A 17,366-nucleotide genomic window follows, 5' to 3' on the forward strand; every position below is an offset into this window, starting at 1 on the left:
ACCGGCCGCCACTGACATCGGCCGGGCTAGCCGACGCCCGCGTTGAGGAAGAGGCCGCCGTCGACCACCAGGGTCTGGCCGGTGATCCACGCCGAGGCGTCGGAGGTGAGGAACGCGGCGGCGCCCGCGATGTCCCGCGGGACGCCGAGGCGGGCCAGCGGGTAGTCGGCGGCGGCCTCCTCCTCGCGTCCCTCGTACAGGGGGGCGGCGAACTGCGTCTTGACGACGGCGGGGGCGATGGCGTTGACCCGCACGCCGGGCGCCAGTTCGTGGGCCAGCTGCTGGGTGAGGTTGATCATGGCGGCCTTGCTGATGCCGTAGGCGCCGATGAACGGCGAGGCCGTGAGTCCGGCGACCGAGGCCATGTTGACGACCGTGCCGCCGTTGTCCCGCTGCCACGCGTGCCATGCCTGCCGCGCGAAGCCCAGCGCCGACAGCACGTTGGTGTCGAACACCTTGCGGGCCGCGCCGGGGTCGAGGTCGATCAGCGGGCCGAGCACCGGGTTGGTACCGGCGTTGTTGACCAGGTGGTCGACCCGGCCCCAGGCCGCCATGACCTTCTCGATCACCTCGGCCTGGTGCGCCTCGTCGTGGGCCTTGCCCGCGACGCCCATCGCCCGGCCGGGGCCGAGGGACGCGACGGCCTCCGCGAGGGAGCCGGCGTTCCGGCCGGTGACACAGACCCGGTCGCCGCGCGCGACGAGCGCGGCGGCGATGCCGTAGCCGATGCCCCGGCTGCCGCCGGTGACGACGGCGACCGGGGAATCCGCGCGGGGGGCGCCGGACTCACTCACCGTTCCCTGCCCCCGCTCAGTCGAGAGGTCCGCCGGCCACGTACAGGACCTGGCCGGAGACGAAACCGGCCGCGTCGCCGGTGAAGTAGGCGATGGCGCCCGCGACGTCGGCGGGCACGCCGACGCGGCGCACCGGGATGGAGTCGGCGGCGGCCTTCTTGAAGTCGTCGAAGTCCATGCCGACGCGGGCGGCGGTGGCGGCGGTCATGTCGGTGGCGATGAAGCCGGGCGCCACGGCGTTGGCGGTGATGCCGAACTTGCCGAGCTCGATGGCGAGGGTCTTGGTGAAGCCCTGCAGACCGGCCTTGGCGGCGGCGTAGTTGGCCTGGCCGCGGTTGCCGAGGGCGGAGCTGGAGGAGAGGTTGACGATGCGGCCGAAGCCGGCGTCGACCATGTGCTTCTGGCAGGCCCGGGTCATCAGGAACGCGCCCCGCAGGTGCACGTTCATGACGGTGTCCCAGTCGGCCTCGCTCATCTTGAACAGCAGGTTGTCGCGGAGCACGCCGGCGTTGTTGACCAGGATCTGCGGCGGGCCCAGCTCGGCCGCCACCCGGGCCACGGCGGAGGCGACGGCGTCGGCGTCGGAGACGTCGCAGCCGACGGCCAGGGCCCGGCCGCCCGCGGCGGTGATCTTCTCGGCGGTCTCCTTGCCGGCCGACTCGTCCAGGTCGACGACGGCGACCGCGCGGCCGTCCGCGGCGAGCCGGAGGGCGGTGGCCGCTCCGATGCCTCGGGCCGCGCCCGTCACGATGGCGACGCGCTGTTCTGGGGTGGTCATGCCTGCTTCTCCTCGCCGTGGACTGCTGGGCTACCGCAGAGTAACTACTGCCGGGAAGACGCTAGGAACCGGGGCACCATCTGTCAACGGACGAGCACCTCGAGCAAGCGGTCGAGCTCGGCGGCGGGGTCCGCGGTCAGACCCGTGTGCACCGGGCCCGGCTGCACGACGGTACTGCGCGGGGCGATCAGCCAGCGGAAACGACGCCCCGCGTCGTCCCCGGCGGCGAGGCCCGCCGCCGCGCCCCCGCGGCAGAGGCACTCGGCGGCGTGCAGCGCGGCGCGCACGCCGGTGACGTCCGCCGCGGGATCGAGCGCGCGCAGCCGCGCCACGTCCAGATGGGTGCGGGCGGCGAGGAAGGACCGGGCCCGGCAGTACAGGACGACGCCCGCGTTGATGGACTCGCCGCGCTCCACACGCGGGACGACGCGCAGCACCGCGTACTCGAACACCTCCCGGCCGACGGCCGTGTGCACCGCGCTCACCGGGCGGCTCCGCTCGTCCGGTGCGGAGGCCGGCCGGTCAGCCAGCCGGGCGCCCGCGAGGGCCGGTCCTGGCTCGGGGCGCCGAGGGTGATGTTGCCGGAGACGGCGCGGGCGCGGGCCGACAGCGCCGTGACGTAGGCGTCGCGCACGGCGTCGGCGGTGTCGAAGCCCGGCTCGCCGTCGAGCCAGGCGTCGGGGACGTCGGCCAGGACGGAGCCCAGCAGTTCGCCGGTGACCAGGGGCGCGAGGTCGGCGGCGGCAGCGGCGAGGTCGGGGCCGAAGGGCGCCAGGGCGTGGTCGGAGGCGTCGTAGGGGCGGACGGCGGAGGCGGCGGCGGTCGGCCAGTTGTGGTGCCAGATCAGGGCGGCGCCGTGGTCGATGAGCCACAGATCGCCGTGCCAGACCAGCAGGTTGGGGTTGCGCCAGGAGCGGTCGACGTTGTTGACGAGGGCGTCGAACCACACGACGCGGCCCGCCTCGGTGGCGCTCACCGCGTAGGCGAGCGGGTCGAAGCCGAGCGAGCCGGGCAGGAAGTCCATGCCGAGGTTGAGGCCACCGCTCGCCTTCAGCAGCTCCTGCACCTCCTGGTCGGGCTCGCTCCGCCCGATCACCGGGTCGAGCCGCATCAGGACCAGCTCGGGCACGCGCAGCCCCAGGCGGCGGGCCAGCTCGCCGCAGATCACCTCGGCGACCAGGCTCTTGCGGCCCTGGCCGGCGCCGGTGAACTTCATGACGTACGTGCCGAGGTCGTCGGCCTCCACGATGCCCGGCAGCGAGCCGCCCTCCCGCAGGGGGGTGACATACCGGGTCGCGAACGTTTCGCGCAGCATCCCCCCAGGTTAGATCGGGGGCGCCGCCGCCCGGACGGCCCCCGTCAGGCGGCCCCGGCCCGGGTCCCCGCCCGGTCCTTCGTCCGCTCCGCCGCGGCGCGCAGCGCGGTGACCGCGGCCCGGATCGAGGGCCTGCGGTCGGCGCCGGCGCGCCAGACGGCGTAGACGCGGCGGGTGATGGTGTCCCGGACCGGGACGACGGCGACACCGGCCGGCACCGGGTCGCGGCCGAGGCGGGGGGCGACGGCGACGCCGAGCCCGGCGGCGATCAGCGCCAGCTGGGTGTGGTGCTCGGCGGCGGTGTGGACCAGCCGGGGTTCGACGCCCCGGCCGCGCAGGGTGAACATCAGCCACTCGTGGCAGATCGCGCCGGGCGGCCAGGAGATCCAGGCGTCCCCGGCGAAGTCCTCCAGGTCGACCCGCTCCCGGCCCGCCAGCCGGTGGCCGGCGGGCATCGCGACGTCGGCCACGTCGTCCAGGAGGGTCTGCCGTGCCAGGCCGCCGGGGAGCGCCAGCGGCCGGTTGTACCAGTCGAGGACGACGGCGAGGTCGATGTCGCCGCGCTGGAGGTCGCGCAGCGCGTCCTCCGGCTCCATCTCGCGCAGCCGGGTGCGAAGCCGGGGCTGGGCGTCGGCGAGGGCGGCCAGGGTGGGCGGGAACAGGCCGCGGGCGGCGGTGGCGAACGCGCCGATGAGCAGCTCGCCGACCGCCTGGCCGCGCTGGGCCTCCAGGTCGGCGTGGGCCAGTTCGACCTGGGAGAGGATGCGTTCGGCGTGCTCGGACAGCAGCCGCCCGGCGTCGGTGAGCCGCACGCCGCGGCCGTTCTTCGCCAGCAGCCGCTGGCCGGTCTCGCGCTCCAGCTTGGCGATCTGCTGGGACACCGCCGAGGTGGTGACGTGCAGGGCGTCGGCGGCGGCGCTGACGGAGCCGTGGTTGCTGATGGCGTGCAGGACGCGGAGCCGGTCGATGTTCAGCACGTCAGCGATGCTACGCGGGCACGGCCCGACGGTGTACCGCTGCTGAACGGTCGTCAGTCGTAGCGGCGGGCGGCGGGCGGGCGCACGGCGTCGGCCACCGCGTCGGCCAGCGGCTCGATGTCCGGCGCGCCGAGGGCGGAGACGGTCAGCCGGACGCCGGGCGGCGCGGCCAGCCGGAACCGGGCGCCGGGGGCGACGGCCCAGCCGGAGTGGAGCAGGCGGGCGACGGCGCCGGTCTCGTCGGGCACGGGCACCCAGACGTTCATGCCGCTGCGCCCGTGGGCGGCGACGCCGCGCGCCGCGAGCGCGTCGACGAGCGCCGACCGGCGCGCGCCGTACGACCGCGCGACGCGCGCGGGGTCCACCGCGCCGGTGTGCCACAGCCGGGCGACGGTGTCCTGGATCAGGTGGCTGACCCAGCCGGGGCCGAGCCGCAGCCGCCCCTGGACCCGGTCGACGGTGACGGCGTCCCCGGCGAGCACGGCGAGCCGCAGGTCGGGCCCGTACGCCTTGGCGGTGGACCGCACCAGCGCCCAGTGCCGCGTGACGCCGGCGAGCGGATGCGGCGGCAGGTCGACGATGCCGTCGCCGTGGTCGTCCTCGATGAGCAGCGTCCCGGGGTGGGCGGCCAGCACCGCGCGCAGCTCCGCGGCCCGGGCGGCCGGGACGGCGGCACCGGTGGGGTTCTGCGCGCGGGAGGTGACCACCAGGGCGCGGGCGCCCTGGCGCAGCGCGCGCTCGGCCGGTCCCGGCAGCGGCCCGTCGTCGTCCACGGGGACCGGCACGGTGCGCAGGCCCAGCGCCGGGACGAGGTCGAGGAAGCTCGCCCACCCGGGATCCTCCACGGCGACGGCGTCGCCGGGGCGCAGATGGGCGGCGAGGACGCGTTCGACGGCGTCGAGCGCGCCGGAGGTGACGGCGATCCGGTCGCCGGGCACGCCGTCCCGCTCGAACGCGGCCCGCGCGGCGCGGGCCAGCTCCTCGCTCAGCGGCGGGGCGCCGTAGAGCACGGGCGCGCGGGCGGCGGCAGCGGCGAGCGCCGGGCCCAGCGGCGGCAGCAGGGCGGGGTCGGGGTTGCCCTGGGCGACGTCGCGGACGCCGGGCGGGGCTTCGACGCCGATCGCCTCGCGGGCGGTGCTGGCGGGCCGGGCGCGGACGCGGCTGCCGCGCCGGCCCGCCGTCTCGATCACGCCGCGCTCGCGCAGGGTGCGGTAGGCGGCGGCGACGGTGTTGGGGTTGACGCCGAGCCGGGCCGCCAGCTCGCGCAGCGGCGGCAGGTGCTCGCCGGGGCGCAACGCGCCCGCGCCGACACCCCGTTCGACGCTGGCGGCGATATCGGAGGCGCGCCGCCCCTCGATCCGGTATTCTCCTAGCACAAAGAGCAGTTTGCACTAGTTCAAAGCGCGGCGCAAGTCCGGCACGCGCGACCCGACGTCCGACGAGCACGAGGAGACTCTCCATGCCGCCGACCGGCGCCCCCGCCTACCCGCCCACCCCGCGCACCACCCCCACCAGGTCCCGCGAACGGGTCTCCTACGACCGGAAGCTGGTGCACGCGATCCTCGACGCCGGCTACCTGTGCCACCTCGCCTTCGTCCGCGACGGCGCCCCCGCCGTCCTGCCGACGCTCTACGCGCGCGACGGGGAACGGCTCTACGTGCACGGCTCGACCGGCTCCCGGCCGCTGCGCGCCGCCGGGCCCGGCTCCGGGCCCGGCCTGCCGGTGTCCCTGGCCGTCACCCATGTCGACGGGCTGGTGCTGGCCCGCTCCGCGTTCCACCACTCGGTCAACTACCGGTCCGTGGTCGTGCACGGCACGGCCCGCCAGGTGACCGGCGCGGCGGAGAAGGACCGCGCCCTGGACGCGCTGGTGGACGCCGTCGTGCCCGGCCGGGCCGCCGACTGCCGCCCCGCCAACGCCCGCGAGCTGGCCGCCACCGCCGTCCTCGTGCTCGACCTCGCGGAGGTCTCCGCCAAGGTCCGCGCCGGGGGCCCCAACGACGACCCCGAGGACATGGCGCTGCCCCACTGGAGCGGCGTCCTGCCCGTGGCCACCGCCTACGGCGCGCCCGTCCCCGCCGACGGCGAACGCGCCCCGGCCCCCGGCTATCTGACCGCCTTCGCCCGGGGCTGACGGCGCGGCAGGAGGCGGGGCAGCCGGTGCGGGAGCCGCCGGCCCCGGCGGTCGAGGTACAGCAGGAACGCCGTGGGGAGGAAGACGAAATCCATGGCGATCATCGCCATCGAGAAGTAGGGCAGCCCCATCAGCAGCCCGATGCCGATGTGCTCGCCGAGCAGGACGACCAGCATCACGTTCTTCAGCCGGCGGCTGAGCAGCGTGAACGGGAAGGCCACCTGCACGAACACAGTTCCCCACGTCAGCAGCAGCACGAGCTGCCAGGTGTCGGTGATCTCCCGGGCGATCTCCGGCCACAGCATCCAGTCGTCGACGTTCAGCGTGTAGTAGACCGCCGTGCCCTCCTGCCAGAGGGAGCCCTGGATCTTGTACCACCCGGCCGCGGCATAGATCAGGCAGACCTGGAACATGATGATCAGCAGCGCGGCGTTGTGGACCAGGTTGCCGATGGCGTCGGGCACCGCGCGCAGCGTGGGCCCGGCCCACCGGACCGCCGCCCACCACAGCGCCTGGACGGCCCACAGGCCCCAGAGCGGGACGGCCCACCGGGGGCTGTCCAGGTACCCGCCCGCCGCCGCCACGGCGAGGCCGGAGCCGGCCGCCAGCCACAGCACGACCCCGGGCAGGTCCCAGGCGCGCGGGCCGCGCGTCCGGGCCGGGCCCTCCGGCCGCGCGGCGAGGCGGCGCGCGTCCAGCGACCAGACCTGGGCGCAGCGGGTGAACACCAGGTAGATCGCGAGCAGCCGCAGGACGCCGTCGCCGCTGTCGCCGGCGGAGGGATTGCGCGCCACGAGGGACACCACGTGCAGCATCACGATCACCGACGCGGTCCGGGTGCGCCAGCCCAGCAACATGGCCGCGGCGGCGAGGATCCCGAGGAAGTAGACGCACTCGAACCACGCGTCGGAGCCGGACCACATCAGGACGCTGCCGTTGGGCCTGGCCATGGTCCGCTCGGCCAGGTCCATGCCCCAGGCGCTGTCCGGGCCGTACAGCTCGTGCCGGTACGGCAGTTCGCGGAGGAGCACGACGAGCCAGGTGAAGGAGAACCCGATCCGGACCATGGCGGTCTGGTACGGGCCGAGGGCGCGGGCGGTCAGCTCGTCCAGCCGGCGGGTGAGCGGGCCGGGCGGCTCCGTGCCGGGCCGGCCGCCGGCCGCCGCGGGCGGCTCGGGGCGGGTCCCGGTGGGGGAGGCCGCGGTGTCGCCGGGTGCGGTCATGAGGACGCCTCCTCGGTCCCGTCGTCGTCGGAGAGGTCCAGCGAGCCGACGGGCCGCCAGTCCATCTCGGTGTACTCGGGCGTCCGGCTGACGCTGTCGTCCGTCCACGGCATGGCCGGGGGCCGGGTCCGCTCCAGACGGACCTGGAGGCTCTCGACGGTGTCCGGATCGACGTCCCCGTCGATCCGCTGGAGCGCGAGGCGGTACAGGTGGATCTCGGTGAGGGTGCCGTAACCGGAGGTCGCGGTGCCATCGGCCTCGTGCGACTTCAGGTACTGGGCGCAGGCCCGGCGGAGCTGGGTGTTCATGGTCTTGCTGGGCAGCGGGTGGTACCGCATGTCGTCCTGCGTCCTGGCGGTCAGGTCGATCCACTCCGTGACCTCGGGGCCGCTCACCCCCCGGATCTCGGCGCGCACCTGGACGTGGACGTTGGTCGTGGTCGGCTCCGGCGCGAACAGCTTCCAGTTCTGGGCGAATTCCGGCTCCACCCAGTCGCGGATCAGATCCCCCTGCTGCTCCATGGCCGTGTTGCCCTCCGGGGCGACGAAGAACAGGAGCGCGGCCATGTGCGCGACGGTCACGAGGGCGACGGCCGCCGCCGCGACGGCGATCACCGCCCGGGCGGCCGGCGGCAGCGCGCTGAACCGGGGCGCCCCGGCCCGCGCGTCTCCCGTCCGTGCCGACGGCTCGGTCGGTTCCATGTCGGATGACCCCCCACAGTCATGGTCCGGACGACGTCCCGGGCACGCTAGGCCGGGACGGCCCCCGGACGCCTCCCCGCCGCACAAGGTTTGGCCCCGCCGACCAAGTCCGCCGCCGCGTTGCTCACGCGCTGATGAGACATCAGGGCAACGTCTCCGGGCACCGGGGGACCCGGACGCCGGGGCTTTCACGCGGGCCTGACGGTCCGGCAGGCGTGCGGGCGCGGCGGGACGGGAACCCGTCGGGGGGCGGGTACGTCAAACCCGACGACATTCCTCCGTCCCGACCGAACTCCCCCACCGGAGGACCGAGATGGCATCCCCTCCCCTGCGTGCCGCCGCCTGTGCCGCGCTCCTCGCGCTCGCCGTCGCGGGCTGCGCCGACTCCGGCGACCCGGCGGCCGACGACGACCCGTCCGACCGGTCCGCCGCGGCCGACGACGCCCCGGCACCCTCCGCGACGGAGACGACCGGCGGCACGGACACCGGCGCGGACACCGGCACGACCGGCGCCGACCCGTCGGGCCACTCCGGCCTGGCCGACGACGACGGCATCGGCCCGCCGTGGTGCGCCCCCGAGGCACTCACCGCCTCGCTGCGGGCGCTGGAGCCGGCCGCGGGCAACCGCTACGCGGCGCTCGTCCTCACCAACTCCTCCGACGTCGCCTGCCGCACCCAGGGCTGGCCCGGTCTCCAGCTCACCACCGGCGACGGCGAGGCGATCCCCACCACCACCGTCCGCGACCGGACGGTGAACCCGGACCGGCTGACGATCCTGCCCGGCGGCACCGCCTGGGCGCAGCTCCACTGGAGCGTCGTGCCGAGTGCCGAGGACCCGGCCGACGGCGACTGCGGCCCGGCCCCGGCGGCGCTGGAGGTGATTCCGCCGGAGGAGTACACGGGCGTCACCGCCGAGTGGGACCTCGGCGAGGTGTGCGGCGCCGGGCGCATCGAGACGCTTCCGCTGGCGGCCGGCCAGGGCCCGCGCTGACGCCCGGCGCGCGGCGGCGTCAGGCGGTGGGGAGCCAGTCGACCCGCCCGGCGAGCACCGCGTAGCCGGTGAACGCCACGATGTCGATCAGCGCGTGCGCGACGACCAGCGGCATCACCCGCCCCCACCGCCGGTACAGCCAGACGAAGACCACGCCCATCGCCACGTTTCCGAGGAAGCCGCCGACGCCCTGGTACAGGTGGTAGGAGCCGCGCAGCAGCGCGCTCGCGGCCAGGGCCCGGCCCGGGCTCCACCCCAGCTGGGCCAGCCGCCGCAGCAGATAGCCGACGACGATGACCTCCTCCAGGACGGCGTTCTGCACGGCGGAGGCGATCAGCACCGGGAACTTCCACCACACCTCGGGCAGCGACTCGGGCACCACCGTGAGGCTGGCCCCGAAGGCGTGCGCCCCGAGGTAGAACAGCAGTCCGGCGCCGCCGATACCGGCCGCCACCACCGCGCCCCGGGCCAGGTCGGAGCGCGGCCGGCGCGCGTCGAACCCGATGGCCCGCAGCCCGGGGCCGGCGGACGCCGCGCCGGCGCCGCCCTCGCGCAGCAGCAGGTGGGCGACGAGCAGCACCGGCACCAGCTCGGTGGTGATGCCGAAGAGCTGCCAGGCCAGGTCGAGCCAGGGGCGGCCCGGGGCGCGGGAGCCGTTGAGGGTGGCGGCCTGGTCGCTCAGCCCGCCGGGCCGGGTGACGACGCCGGTGAAGCTGATCAGCGCCCCGACCGCGCTGGCGCCCAGCGACAGCGCGAGCACCAGCAGCAGCTCCCGGCGCAGCACGCGGCGCGGGGGCGCCGGCTCCCCGCCGTCCGCTGGGTCCGTCGTCCGCTCCGGCCTGAGCCGCACTCCGCCTCCCGTCCCCGGCGCCCCGGCCGTGCCCGCCCGTGCCGCCGCCCCGGCCCGGGCCCGCGGGCGGGTGCCTACGCGGCCGGCCAGGTGTGCACGGGAGCGTCCGTCCGCGCCAGGTCGCAGTACCGCCGGACGAGCTCCCGCAGGGCGGTCGCCCGGTCCGCTCCGTTCGCCACCGCTCGGTGGTAGACCCGAGTCTGCCAGCCCGCGCCGGTGATCCGGCGCCGGCACCGTCCCTCGATCACGGACAGGTAGTGGTCGCGGTCCGCGGCGGCCACGCCGAACGCGTCCAGGCCCGCGGCGGCCACCGGCAGCAGCCGCTCGCGGATCAGGCGGGCGGCGGGCACCTCGCCGTCCTCGCCGGGCCAGCCGAAGGACGCCTCGATGCCGTGCCGACAGGCGGCGGTGAAGTTCCGCTCGGCGGTGGCGAACGGCAGCCGCGTCCACACCGGTTCCGGCTCGTCGGCCAGCCCCCGCACCAGGCCGTAGAAGAAGGCCGCGTTGGCGACGGTGTCGGTGACGGTGGGGCCGGTGGACAGCACCCGGTTCTCCACGCGCAGGTGCGGCACGCCGTCGGCCACGCCGTAGACCGGGCGATTCCAGCGGTAGACCGTGCCGTTGTGCAGCGTCAGCTCCGACAGGCTCGGGACGCCGCCGGACGCGAGCACCTCCCCGGGATCCTCCTCGGCGACCAGCGGCAGCAGCGCCGGGAAGTACCGGACGTTCTCCTCGAACAGGTCGGTGACGGAGCCGATCCAGCGCTCCCCGAACCAGGCCCGCGGGCGGACGCCCTGCGCGGCCAGCTCGGGCGGGCGGCAGTCGGTCGCCTGGAGGAAGAACGGGATGCGCGACTCTTGCCACAGCTCGTGGCCGAAGACGAACGGCGCGTTGGCGCCGACGGCCGTCTGCGCCGCCGCGGCGGCCTGGGCCGCGTTCCACACCGCCCCGAACCGCTCGGGCGTGACCTGGAGATGGAACTGGACGGAGGTGGCGGCGGCCTCGGCCGCTATCGAGTCGAACGACCTGCTGAGGGTCTCCGCGCCGGTGATGTCCAGCCGGATGCTCTCCCCCCGCGCGGCCATGATCTGGTCGTTGAGGAGGCTGTACCGGTCGCCCGGGGACAGGGTGCCGGGCACCATCTCCTCGGCGGTGATGGTCGGCAGCACCCCCGTCATCACGATCCGCGCGCCGAATTCACCGGCCATTCGGTCGGCATAGCCGATGGCGATGCGCAACTCCTCGGCCAGATCGTCGAAAACGCGACCGGAAAGCCGGCGCGGCGCCATATTGAGTTCGATCGTGAATTGACCGAGCTCGGTCTGGAAATCCCGCGTGGCCATGCGTGCGAGAACGTCGTCGTTCACCATGCGGGGCGCGCCGCCGGAATCCGCGAGACACAGCTCCACCTCGACGCCGAGCCGGTCGCGCGGCCCCTCGAAGCGGCCCTCGCGGAGCATCGTCCGCAGCCCGTCGAGGCAGTCGTTCACCCGGGCGCGGAACCGCTGCCTGGCGGCCAGGTCGAACCGGTCGGCGACGACCTTCTCCCCCATGAGGGCTCCTCCCGGTCGGGCGGTGGCGCGTGCGGGCCGTCCACGATCCTTCCCAGGCCGCGCGCCGGGTAACACCCCCGCGCGCCGGAAGTGGCATATTCCGCCGGGATAATTCGCGAGGTGAACGCCTCCCCGAGGCGTGAATACCCTCTTGCCGAAACGTTCCCGGTCAGCTAGGTGAAACATGGAGAGAACAACTCTCCGATAAGCTCCGCCACGGCGTGTCTCCCCTACCAGAGGCGACCTACTCCGAAGCGAGAGGCGACCCATCATGCCCCTGCACATACCCTCGGCTCCCGCTGCCGCCGAGCGCAGCGTCCGCACGGCCCTCAACTCGACGACGCTGCGGGCACCCGCTCCGCTGCAGATCGAGCGAGGAGACCTGCACCTCGTCCTTCCTCTCCCCGTGCACCGGCTCGCGCCGGTGACCGGGGCGACCGACTCCCCGCGCGCCCGCCTGACGGGCTGGCGCTTTTTACTGGCACGGGACGGCCGACCCGTCGGCGCGGCCGAGACCATGCTCACGGCGGACGGCTGGGCGTTCTCGCACTTCTGCGAGGGCCCTTACATCCCGTCGACCGAGCGGGCCCTGCACCTGGCGGGCTCTCTGCCCGTGGCCTACCAGCCGCGGCTGCTCTCCGTGCCCGAGCTGTACATGCTGACCCTGTGGCTGCACACGGACACCGGCGCGGACCCGACCGGGGGCAGCCCCGAACCGCAGGACCTGCTGATGCCCCTGGCGCCCGCGCCGCCCGGCATCGCGGCCGAACGGGCGGTCAGGACCGATGTCCTGCTGCCGCTGCTGGCCGGCCGGCTGGCCCCGGCGGCCTCGCAGGAGGCCGTCGATCTGGTGAGCTGACCCGAACGGCACGGCGTCCGGGGCCGGGGCGCGGCGCGCGCCCCGGTCCCGCGACGCCGGCGCGCGTCAGCCCGCGTACTCCGCCACGGGCGGGCAGGAGCAGACCAGGTTCCGGTCGCCGAAGGCGCCGTCGATGCGGCGCACCGGCGGCCAGTACTTGCCGTCCTCCGCCGTGCCGCCGGGGAAGACCGCCTCGCGGCGGCTGTACGGGTGGGCCCACGCGCCGCTCACCTGGGCCGCCGTGTGCGGGGCGTTGACCAGCGGGTTGTCGTCGCGCGGCCACTCCCCCGCGCCGACCCGCGCGATCTCGGCGCGGATGGCGATCATCGCCTCGCAGAACCGGTCGAGTTCGGCGAGGTCCTCGCTCTCGGTGGGCTCGATCATCAGCGTGCCGGCCACCGGGAACGACATGGTCGGGGCGTGGAACCCGTAGTCGATGAGCCGCTTGGCCACGTCGTCGATGGTGACGCCGGTGGCCCTGGTCAGCGGGCGGACGTCGATGACGCACTCGTGCGCCACCAGCCCGCCCGGTCCGGTGTACAGCACCGGGTAGTGCGGCTCCAGGCGCTTGGCGACGTAGTTGGCGCTGAGCACCGCGACCTGGGTGGCGCGGCGCAGCCCGGCGGCGCCCATCAGCCGCACATAGGCCCAGGAGATCGGCAGGATCCCGGCCGATCCCCACGGCGCGGCGGACACCGGGCCCCCGCCGCCGCCCGCCGGACCCGCCTCGGGCCGGAGCGGGTGCCCCGGCAGGTACGGCGCCAGGTGGGCGCGGACGGCGACCGGGCCGACCCCGGGTCCGCCGCCGCCGTGCGGGATGCAGAACGTCTTGTGCAGGTTCAGGTGCGAGACGTCGGCTCCGAACCGGCCCGGCCTGGCCAGGCCCACCAGCGCGTTCAGGTTGGCGCCGTCCACGTACACCTGGCCGCCCGCGTCGTGCACGGCGGCGCAGATGCCGGTGATGTCCGCCTCGAAGACGCCGTGCGTCGAGGGGTAGGTGACCATCAGCACGGCCAGTTCGTCCGCGTGCCGGGCGATCTTCGCACGCAGGTCCTCGGCGTCGACGTCGCCGTTCTCGCCGGTGGCGACGACGACGACCTTCATGCCGGCCATCACCGCGCTGGCGGCGTTGGTGCCGTGGGCGGAGGACGGGATCAGGCAGACGGTGCGCTGCGGCTGGCCGGCCGCCCGGTGGTAGGCGCGCACGGCGAGCAGCCCGGCCAGCTCGCCCTGGGAGCCGGCGTTGGGCTGGAGCGACACCGCGTCGTAGCCGGTGATCTCGGCGAGCCGCTGCTCCAGCTCCCGGACGAGCGCGAGATAGCCCTCGGCCTGGCCGGCCGGGGCGAAGGGGTGGATCGCGGCGAACTCGGGCCAGGTGACCGGCTCCATCTCGGCCGTGGCGTTGAGCTTCATGGTGCAGGAGCCCAGCGGGATCATGCCGCGGTCCAGCGCGTAGTCGCGGTCCGCGAGCCGGCGCAGGTAGCGCAGCATCGCGGTCTCCGAACGGTGCCGGTGGAAGACCGGGTGCGTCAGGTACTCGTCGGCGCGCAGCAGCGCCTCCGGCAGCGCGTCGGGGGTGCGGGCGTCCAGCGCGTCGACGCCGAACGCGTCGCCCGCGACGCCGAACGCGGCCCACACCGCGGCGAGCTGCGCCCGGCCCGTGGTCTCGTCGCAGGCGATGCCGACGTGGTCGGCGTCGGTGAGGCGGAGGTTGACCCCGGCCTCGCGGGCCGCCGCCACCACGGCCGCGGCACGTCCGGGCACCCGCGCGGTGACGGTGTCGAAGAACGCGTCGTGCACGACCTCGACGCCGCCGTCGCGCAGCCCGGCGGCCAGCAGCGCGGCGTAGCGGTGGACGCGGCGGGCGATGGCGGCCAGGCCGTCCGGCCCGTGGTAGACGGCGTACATCCCGGCCATGACGGCGAGCAGCACCTGCGCCGTGCAGATGTTGCTGGTGGCCTTCTCGCGCCGGATGTGCTGCTCCCGGGTCTGGAGGGCGAGCCGGTACGCGGTGCGGCCGTCGGCGTCGCGCGAGACGCCGACCAGGCGGCCGGGCAGGCTCCTGGCATAGCCCTCGCGGACGGCCATGAAGGCGGCGTGCGGCCCCCCGAAGCCCATCGGGACGCCGAACCGCTGGCTGGTGCCGACCGCGATGTCCGCGCCGAGGGCGCCGGGCGGGGTGAGGAGGGTGAGGGCGAGCAGGTCGGCGGCGACGGTGACGACGGCGCCCAGCTGGTGGGCGCGCGCGATGAGGGCGCGCGGGTCGCGGACGGCGCCGGAGGCCCCGGGGTACTGGAGCAGCACACCGAAGATGCCGCGCTCGGCGACCTCCCCGGGGATGCCGTCGGCCAGGTCCGCGACGACGACCTCGACGCCGGTCGGCTCGGCGCGGGTCCGTACCACGGCGATGGTCTGCGGCAGGCAGTCGGCGTCGACCAGGAAGACGCCGCCCCGGCCCTTGCCGACCCGGCGGGCCAGGGCCATCGCCTCGGCGGCGGCGGTGCCCTCGTCGAGGAGGGAGGCGCCGGCGACGGGCAGGCCGGTGAGGTCGGTGACGACGGTCTGGAAATTGAGCAGCGCCTCCAGTCGGCCCTGCGAGATCTCCGGCTGATAGGGCGTGTAGGCGGTGTACCAGGCCGGGTTCTCCATGACGTTGCGCAGGATCACCGGCGGCGTGAAGGTGCCGTAGTACCCCAGGCCGATCATGGAGTCCAGCACCGTGTTGCGGGCCGCCAGCGCCCGCAGCTCGGCGAGGACGGCGGCCTCGTCGCGGGCGTCGGGCAGCAGCAGCGCGTCGGTGGAGCGGATGGCCTCGGGCACCGCGGCGGCGGTCAGCTCGTCCAGGGAGCCGAAGCCGACGTGGGCGAGCATCTTCGCCACGTCGGCGGCGTCCGGGCCGATGTGCCGGGCGGCGAAGGGCGTGCCCTGCTCCAGGGCGGACAACGGAATGCGGTGGACGTTCATTGCGGAGGCTCCTCCTGGTCGCGACGACCCGCGGGGGTGCCAGGCGGCCGTGCCTGACGGGCCTCCCCCTCTGTCATGTCGACCTGAGAGCTTCGCCGTGTCACTCGCGCGGCACGGCTTGCACCGTCGGTGAGGCCGGACGCGGATCCGGCGGGTCCGCGGGCCGTCCTGCTTTCCAGAGTGGCTTCCCTCGCGCGGTACGGGGGCCTGAGAGATTCCGGGGAGGGTTTGCTCCTTCGGCGCCCGGTGCCGGGTGACACCGGGACTCTCCCGCACGAGGTCGTCAACCGTCTTCGAGCCTACCAGCGCCCCCTTCGCGCGGTACGGGGGAGCCACTCGACTGGCCAGCGGGCGGATTGTGCTCTTACGTATGTCATAGAGGACTTTTTCCTGACGAGTGGCGATCGGTTGGAGGAACCGTGCAGACCGACATCGACCCCCGGAGCCTGATCGGCCGCAAGGCGTTCGACCGGAACGGCACCAAGATCGGCACGGTGGACGAGGTGTACCTCGACGACGCCACCGGGGTGCCGGAGTGGGCGGCGGTGCGCACCGGGCTGTTCACCCGGGACGCGTTCGTGCCGCTGGAGCCGAGCGAGCTGGTGGACGACGCGCTGCGGGTGCCGTTCGAACGGGCGCTGATCAGAGACGCGCCCGACTTCGGGGTGGGGCGCCACCTCTCCCCCGAGCAGGAGCTGCGGCTCTACCACCACTACGGGCTCGACGTGCCCAGCGCCGGGGACGAGGGCGCCGACGAGGACTTCGGCCGGCTCGCCTCCCCGGGCGACGGTCCGGACCGGACCGACCGGACGGACTGACCCGCCCGAACGGCCTGAACGGCCCCGGCGGCGGCCAGCGGCAGCGGCTCGGCGAGCGCCAGCTCCGGATCGTCCACGGCGAACGTCCGCACCCGGCCCGGCTCCGACCCGGGCCGCTCGAACCGCACGGTCACCCGGCCCAGTCCGCTGCCCTGCACCCAGCCCGGCCCGTACCGCTCGTGCGCCACGTCGAGCCCCGGCAGCCAGCGCCGGGGCGCCTCCGGCCCGGCCTCCGCCGGCCTGCCCGCCTCCGGCTCCGGCTCGGCCGCCGCCTCCCGGCTCCCCTCCACCGCCTGGGCGAACAGGTCTTCCTGCGTGAACGAGGCCAGGGCACTCACCCCGACGCCCAGCAGCCGGACCCCCGCGGTGGTGTCCACCCCCTCCAGCAGCCGGTCGGCCGCCTCCCGGACCACGACCGGGTCGTCCGTCGGGCCGCGCAGCGTCTCGGAGCGGGTGAGGGTGGAGAAGTCGTACCGCCGGACCTTCAGCACGATCGTGCGCCCCGAGCGCCCGGCCGCGCGCAGCCGCGCGACGCAGCGGTCCGCGAGCCGCGCCACCTCGGACCGGATCCGCGCCCGGTCGGTGACGTCGACGTCGAAGGTGTCCTCCACGGAGATCGACTTCGTGTCCCGGTCGGCCACCACCGGCCGCTCGTCCACCCCGTTCGCCATGGCGTGCACCGACGCGCCGTGCGCCCTGCCCAGCAGCCGCAGCAGCTCCGCCTCCCCGGCCCGCACCGTCTCCCCGACGGTGGTGATACCGGCCCTGCGCAGCACCTCGGCGGTGGCCGGGCCGATGCCGGGCAGCGTCCGCACCGGCAGCGGCGCCAGCAGCTCCCGCTCGGTGCCGGGCTCGATGAGCAGCAGTCCGTCCGGCTTCGCCCGCTCGGAGGCGATCTTGGCCAGCATCTTGGAGCCGGCCAGCCCCACCGAGCCGCTGAGCCCCGTCGCCTCCCGGATCCGGGCCCGCAGCCGCTCCCCCGCGCGGCGCGCCTCGCCGCCGGTGGCGGCGGTGCCGCCGGCCGCCAGATCGACGAACGCCTCGTCCAGGCTGAGCGGCTCCACCAGCGGGGACAGCTCGGCCAGCAGGCCCATCACGATCTCGCTGATCCCCCGGTAGACCCCGAAGCGCGGGACGAGATACGCGCCGTTGGGGCACAGCCGCCGGGCCTGGGCCGTCGGCATCGCGGAACGCACCCCGAAGCGGCGGGCCTCGTACGAGGCGGTGGCCACCACCCCGCGCGGGCCCAGGCCGCCGACGATCACCGGCTTCCCGCGCAGGCTCGGCTTGGCCGCCTGCTCCACCGAGGCGTAGAAGGCGTCCATGTCGAGGTGCAGGATGGTCGGCCGGCCTCTCACACCCCCGATGGTGCCGCAGGGGTCTGACAGCGGGCAGTGGCAGCGGGCCCC

At 75.2% G+C, this 17,366-nt stretch carries 16 protein-coding genes and 1 riboswitch; of the genes, 4 read left to right on the forward strand and 12 right to left on the reverse strand.

The genetic code is table 11. The features are described from left to right. Positions 1-26: 26 nt before the first annotated feature. From ACSNOC_RS08055 to ACSNOC_RS08080, 6 genes are all read right to left on the reverse strand, one after another. Positions 27-794, reverse strand: coding sequence for an SDR family oxidoreductase (locus ACSNOC_RS08055; protein WP_436746581.1), 768 nt, complete (start codon positions 792-794; stop codon positions 27-29). Positions 795-810: 16 nt separating this feature from the next. Beyond that, entirely contained in the window at positions 811-1,572 is a 762-nt protein-coding gene (fabG, locus tag ACSNOC_RS08060) for a 3-oxoacyl-ACP reductase FabG (protein ID WP_436746582.1), read from the reverse strand. An 83-nt stretch (positions 1,573-1,655) separates the two neighbouring features. Further along, positions 1,656-2,057: a DUF3037 domain-containing protein gene (locus ACSNOC_RS08065; protein WP_436746583.1), complete on the reverse strand. Its 402-nt coding sequence runs from the start codon at positions 2,055-2,057 to the stop codon at positions 1,656-1,658. After that, positions 2,054-2,887, reverse strand: coding sequence for a HipA family kinase (locus ACSNOC_RS08070; protein ID WP_436746584.1), 834 nt, complete (start codon positions 2,885-2,887; stop codon positions 2,054-2,056). Before ACSNOC_RS08070 ends, ACSNOC_RS08065 begins: the two co-directional genes overlap by 4 nt. A 44-nt stretch (positions 2,888-2,931) precedes the next feature. Further along, complete coding sequence (locus ACSNOC_RS08075; RefSeq protein WP_436746585.1) at positions 2,932-3,864, reverse strand: LysR family transcriptional regulator; 933 nt, start codon at positions 3,862-3,864, stop codon at positions 2,932-2,934. 53 nt (positions 3,865-3,917) lie between these two features. Beyond that, positions 3,918-5,240, reverse strand: coding sequence for an aminotransferase class I/II-fold pyridoxal phosphate-dependent enzyme (locus tag ACSNOC_RS08080; protein ID WP_436746586.1), 1,323 nt, complete (start codon positions 5,238-5,240; stop codon positions 3,918-3,920). Positions 5,241-5,323: 83 nt separating this feature from the next. Here ACSNOC_RS08080 and ACSNOC_RS08085 point away from each other — a divergent pair, with 83 nt between their 5' ends. Continuing rightward, entirely contained in the window at positions 5,324-5,998 is a 675-nt protein-coding gene (locus ACSNOC_RS08085) for a pyridoxamine 5'-phosphate oxidase family protein (protein ID WP_436746587.1), read from the forward strand. On the opposite strand, the gene ACSNOC_RS08090 is transcribed toward ACSNOC_RS08085, so the two are convergent. Next, a complete protein-coding gene (locus tag ACSNOC_RS08090) occupies positions 5,971-7,221 on the reverse strand; it encodes an HTTM domain-containing protein (RefSeq protein ID WP_436746588.1) in 1,251 nt (416 codons plus the stop codon). The genes ACSNOC_RS08085 and ACSNOC_RS08090 overlap by 28 nt on opposite strands. After that, positions 7,218-7,922, reverse strand: coding sequence for a DUF5819 family protein (locus ACSNOC_RS08095; protein WP_436746589.1), 705 nt, complete (start codon positions 7,920-7,922; stop codon positions 7,218-7,220). Before ACSNOC_RS08095 ends, ACSNOC_RS08090 begins: the two co-directional genes overlap by 4 nt. Before the next feature lie 313 nt (positions 7,923-8,235). Between ACSNOC_RS08095 and ACSNOC_RS08100 the strand changes: the two genes are divergently transcribed. Beyond that, complete coding sequence (locus tag ACSNOC_RS08100) at positions 8,236-8,913, forward strand: DUF4232 domain-containing protein (protein ID WP_436746590.1); 678 nt, start codon at positions 8,236-8,238, stop codon at positions 8,911-8,913. A gap of 19 nt (positions 8,914-8,932) precedes the next feature. On the opposite strand, the gene ACSNOC_RS08105 is transcribed toward ACSNOC_RS08100, so the two are convergent. Continuing rightward, positions 8,933-9,763, reverse strand: a complete 831-nt coding sequence (locus ACSNOC_RS08105; RefSeq protein WP_436746591.1) for a CPBP family intramembrane glutamic endopeptidase — start codon at positions 9,761-9,763, stop codon at positions 8,933-8,935. 74 nt (positions 9,764-9,837) lie between these two features. Further along, a complete protein-coding gene (locus ACSNOC_RS08110; RefSeq protein WP_436746592.1) occupies positions 9,838-11,316 on the reverse strand; it encodes a glutamate--cysteine ligase in 1,479 nt (492 codons plus the stop codon). Between the two features lie 271 nt (positions 11,317-11,587). Here ACSNOC_RS08110 and ACSNOC_RS08115 point away from each other — a divergent pair, with 271 nt between their 5' ends. Beyond that, positions 11,588-12,175, forward strand: coding sequence for a hypothetical protein (locus ACSNOC_RS08115; RefSeq protein WP_436746593.1), 588 nt, complete (start codon positions 11,588-11,590; stop codon positions 12,173-12,175). Positions 12,176-12,241: 66 nt separating this feature from the next. Here ACSNOC_RS08115 and gcvP read toward each other — a convergent pair whose 3' ends face one another. Further along, the gene (gene gcvP / locus ACSNOC_RS08120; protein ID WP_436746594.1) at positions 12,242-15,139 is read right to left on the reverse strand and encodes an aminomethyl-transferring glycine dehydrogenase; all 2,898 of its coding nucleotides are present in this window, start codon (positions 15,137-15,139) and stop codon (positions 12,242-12,244) included. Positions 15,140-15,324: 185 nt separating this feature from the next. Continuing rightward, positions 15,325-15,422: riboswitch (glycine riboswitch) on the reverse strand. Between the two features lie 136 nt (positions 15,423-15,558). Between gcvP and ACSNOC_RS08125 the strand changes: the two genes are divergently transcribed. Next, positions 15,559-15,957 carry a PRC-barrel domain-containing protein gene (locus ACSNOC_RS08125; RefSeq protein WP_436746595.1) on the forward strand — a complete coding sequence of 133 codons (399 nt, stop codon included), beginning with the start codon at positions 15,559-15,561 and terminating at the stop codon, positions 15,955-15,957. Here ACSNOC_RS08125 and ACSNOC_RS08130 read toward each other — a convergent pair. Further along, positions 15,852-17,315, reverse strand: a complete 1,464-nt coding sequence (locus tag ACSNOC_RS08130; protein ID WP_436746596.1) for a DNA polymerase IV — start codon at positions 17,313-17,315, stop codon at positions 15,852-15,854. The genes ACSNOC_RS08125 and ACSNOC_RS08130 overlap by 106 nt on opposite strands. Positions 17,316-17,366: the final 51 nt, after the last annotated feature.

Source organism: Streptomyces sp. URMC 129 (assembly GCF_051386415.1).
In the GTDB taxonomy this organism is placed as follows: Bacteria; Actinomycetota; Actinomycetes; order Streptomycetales; family Streptomycetaceae; genus Streptomyces.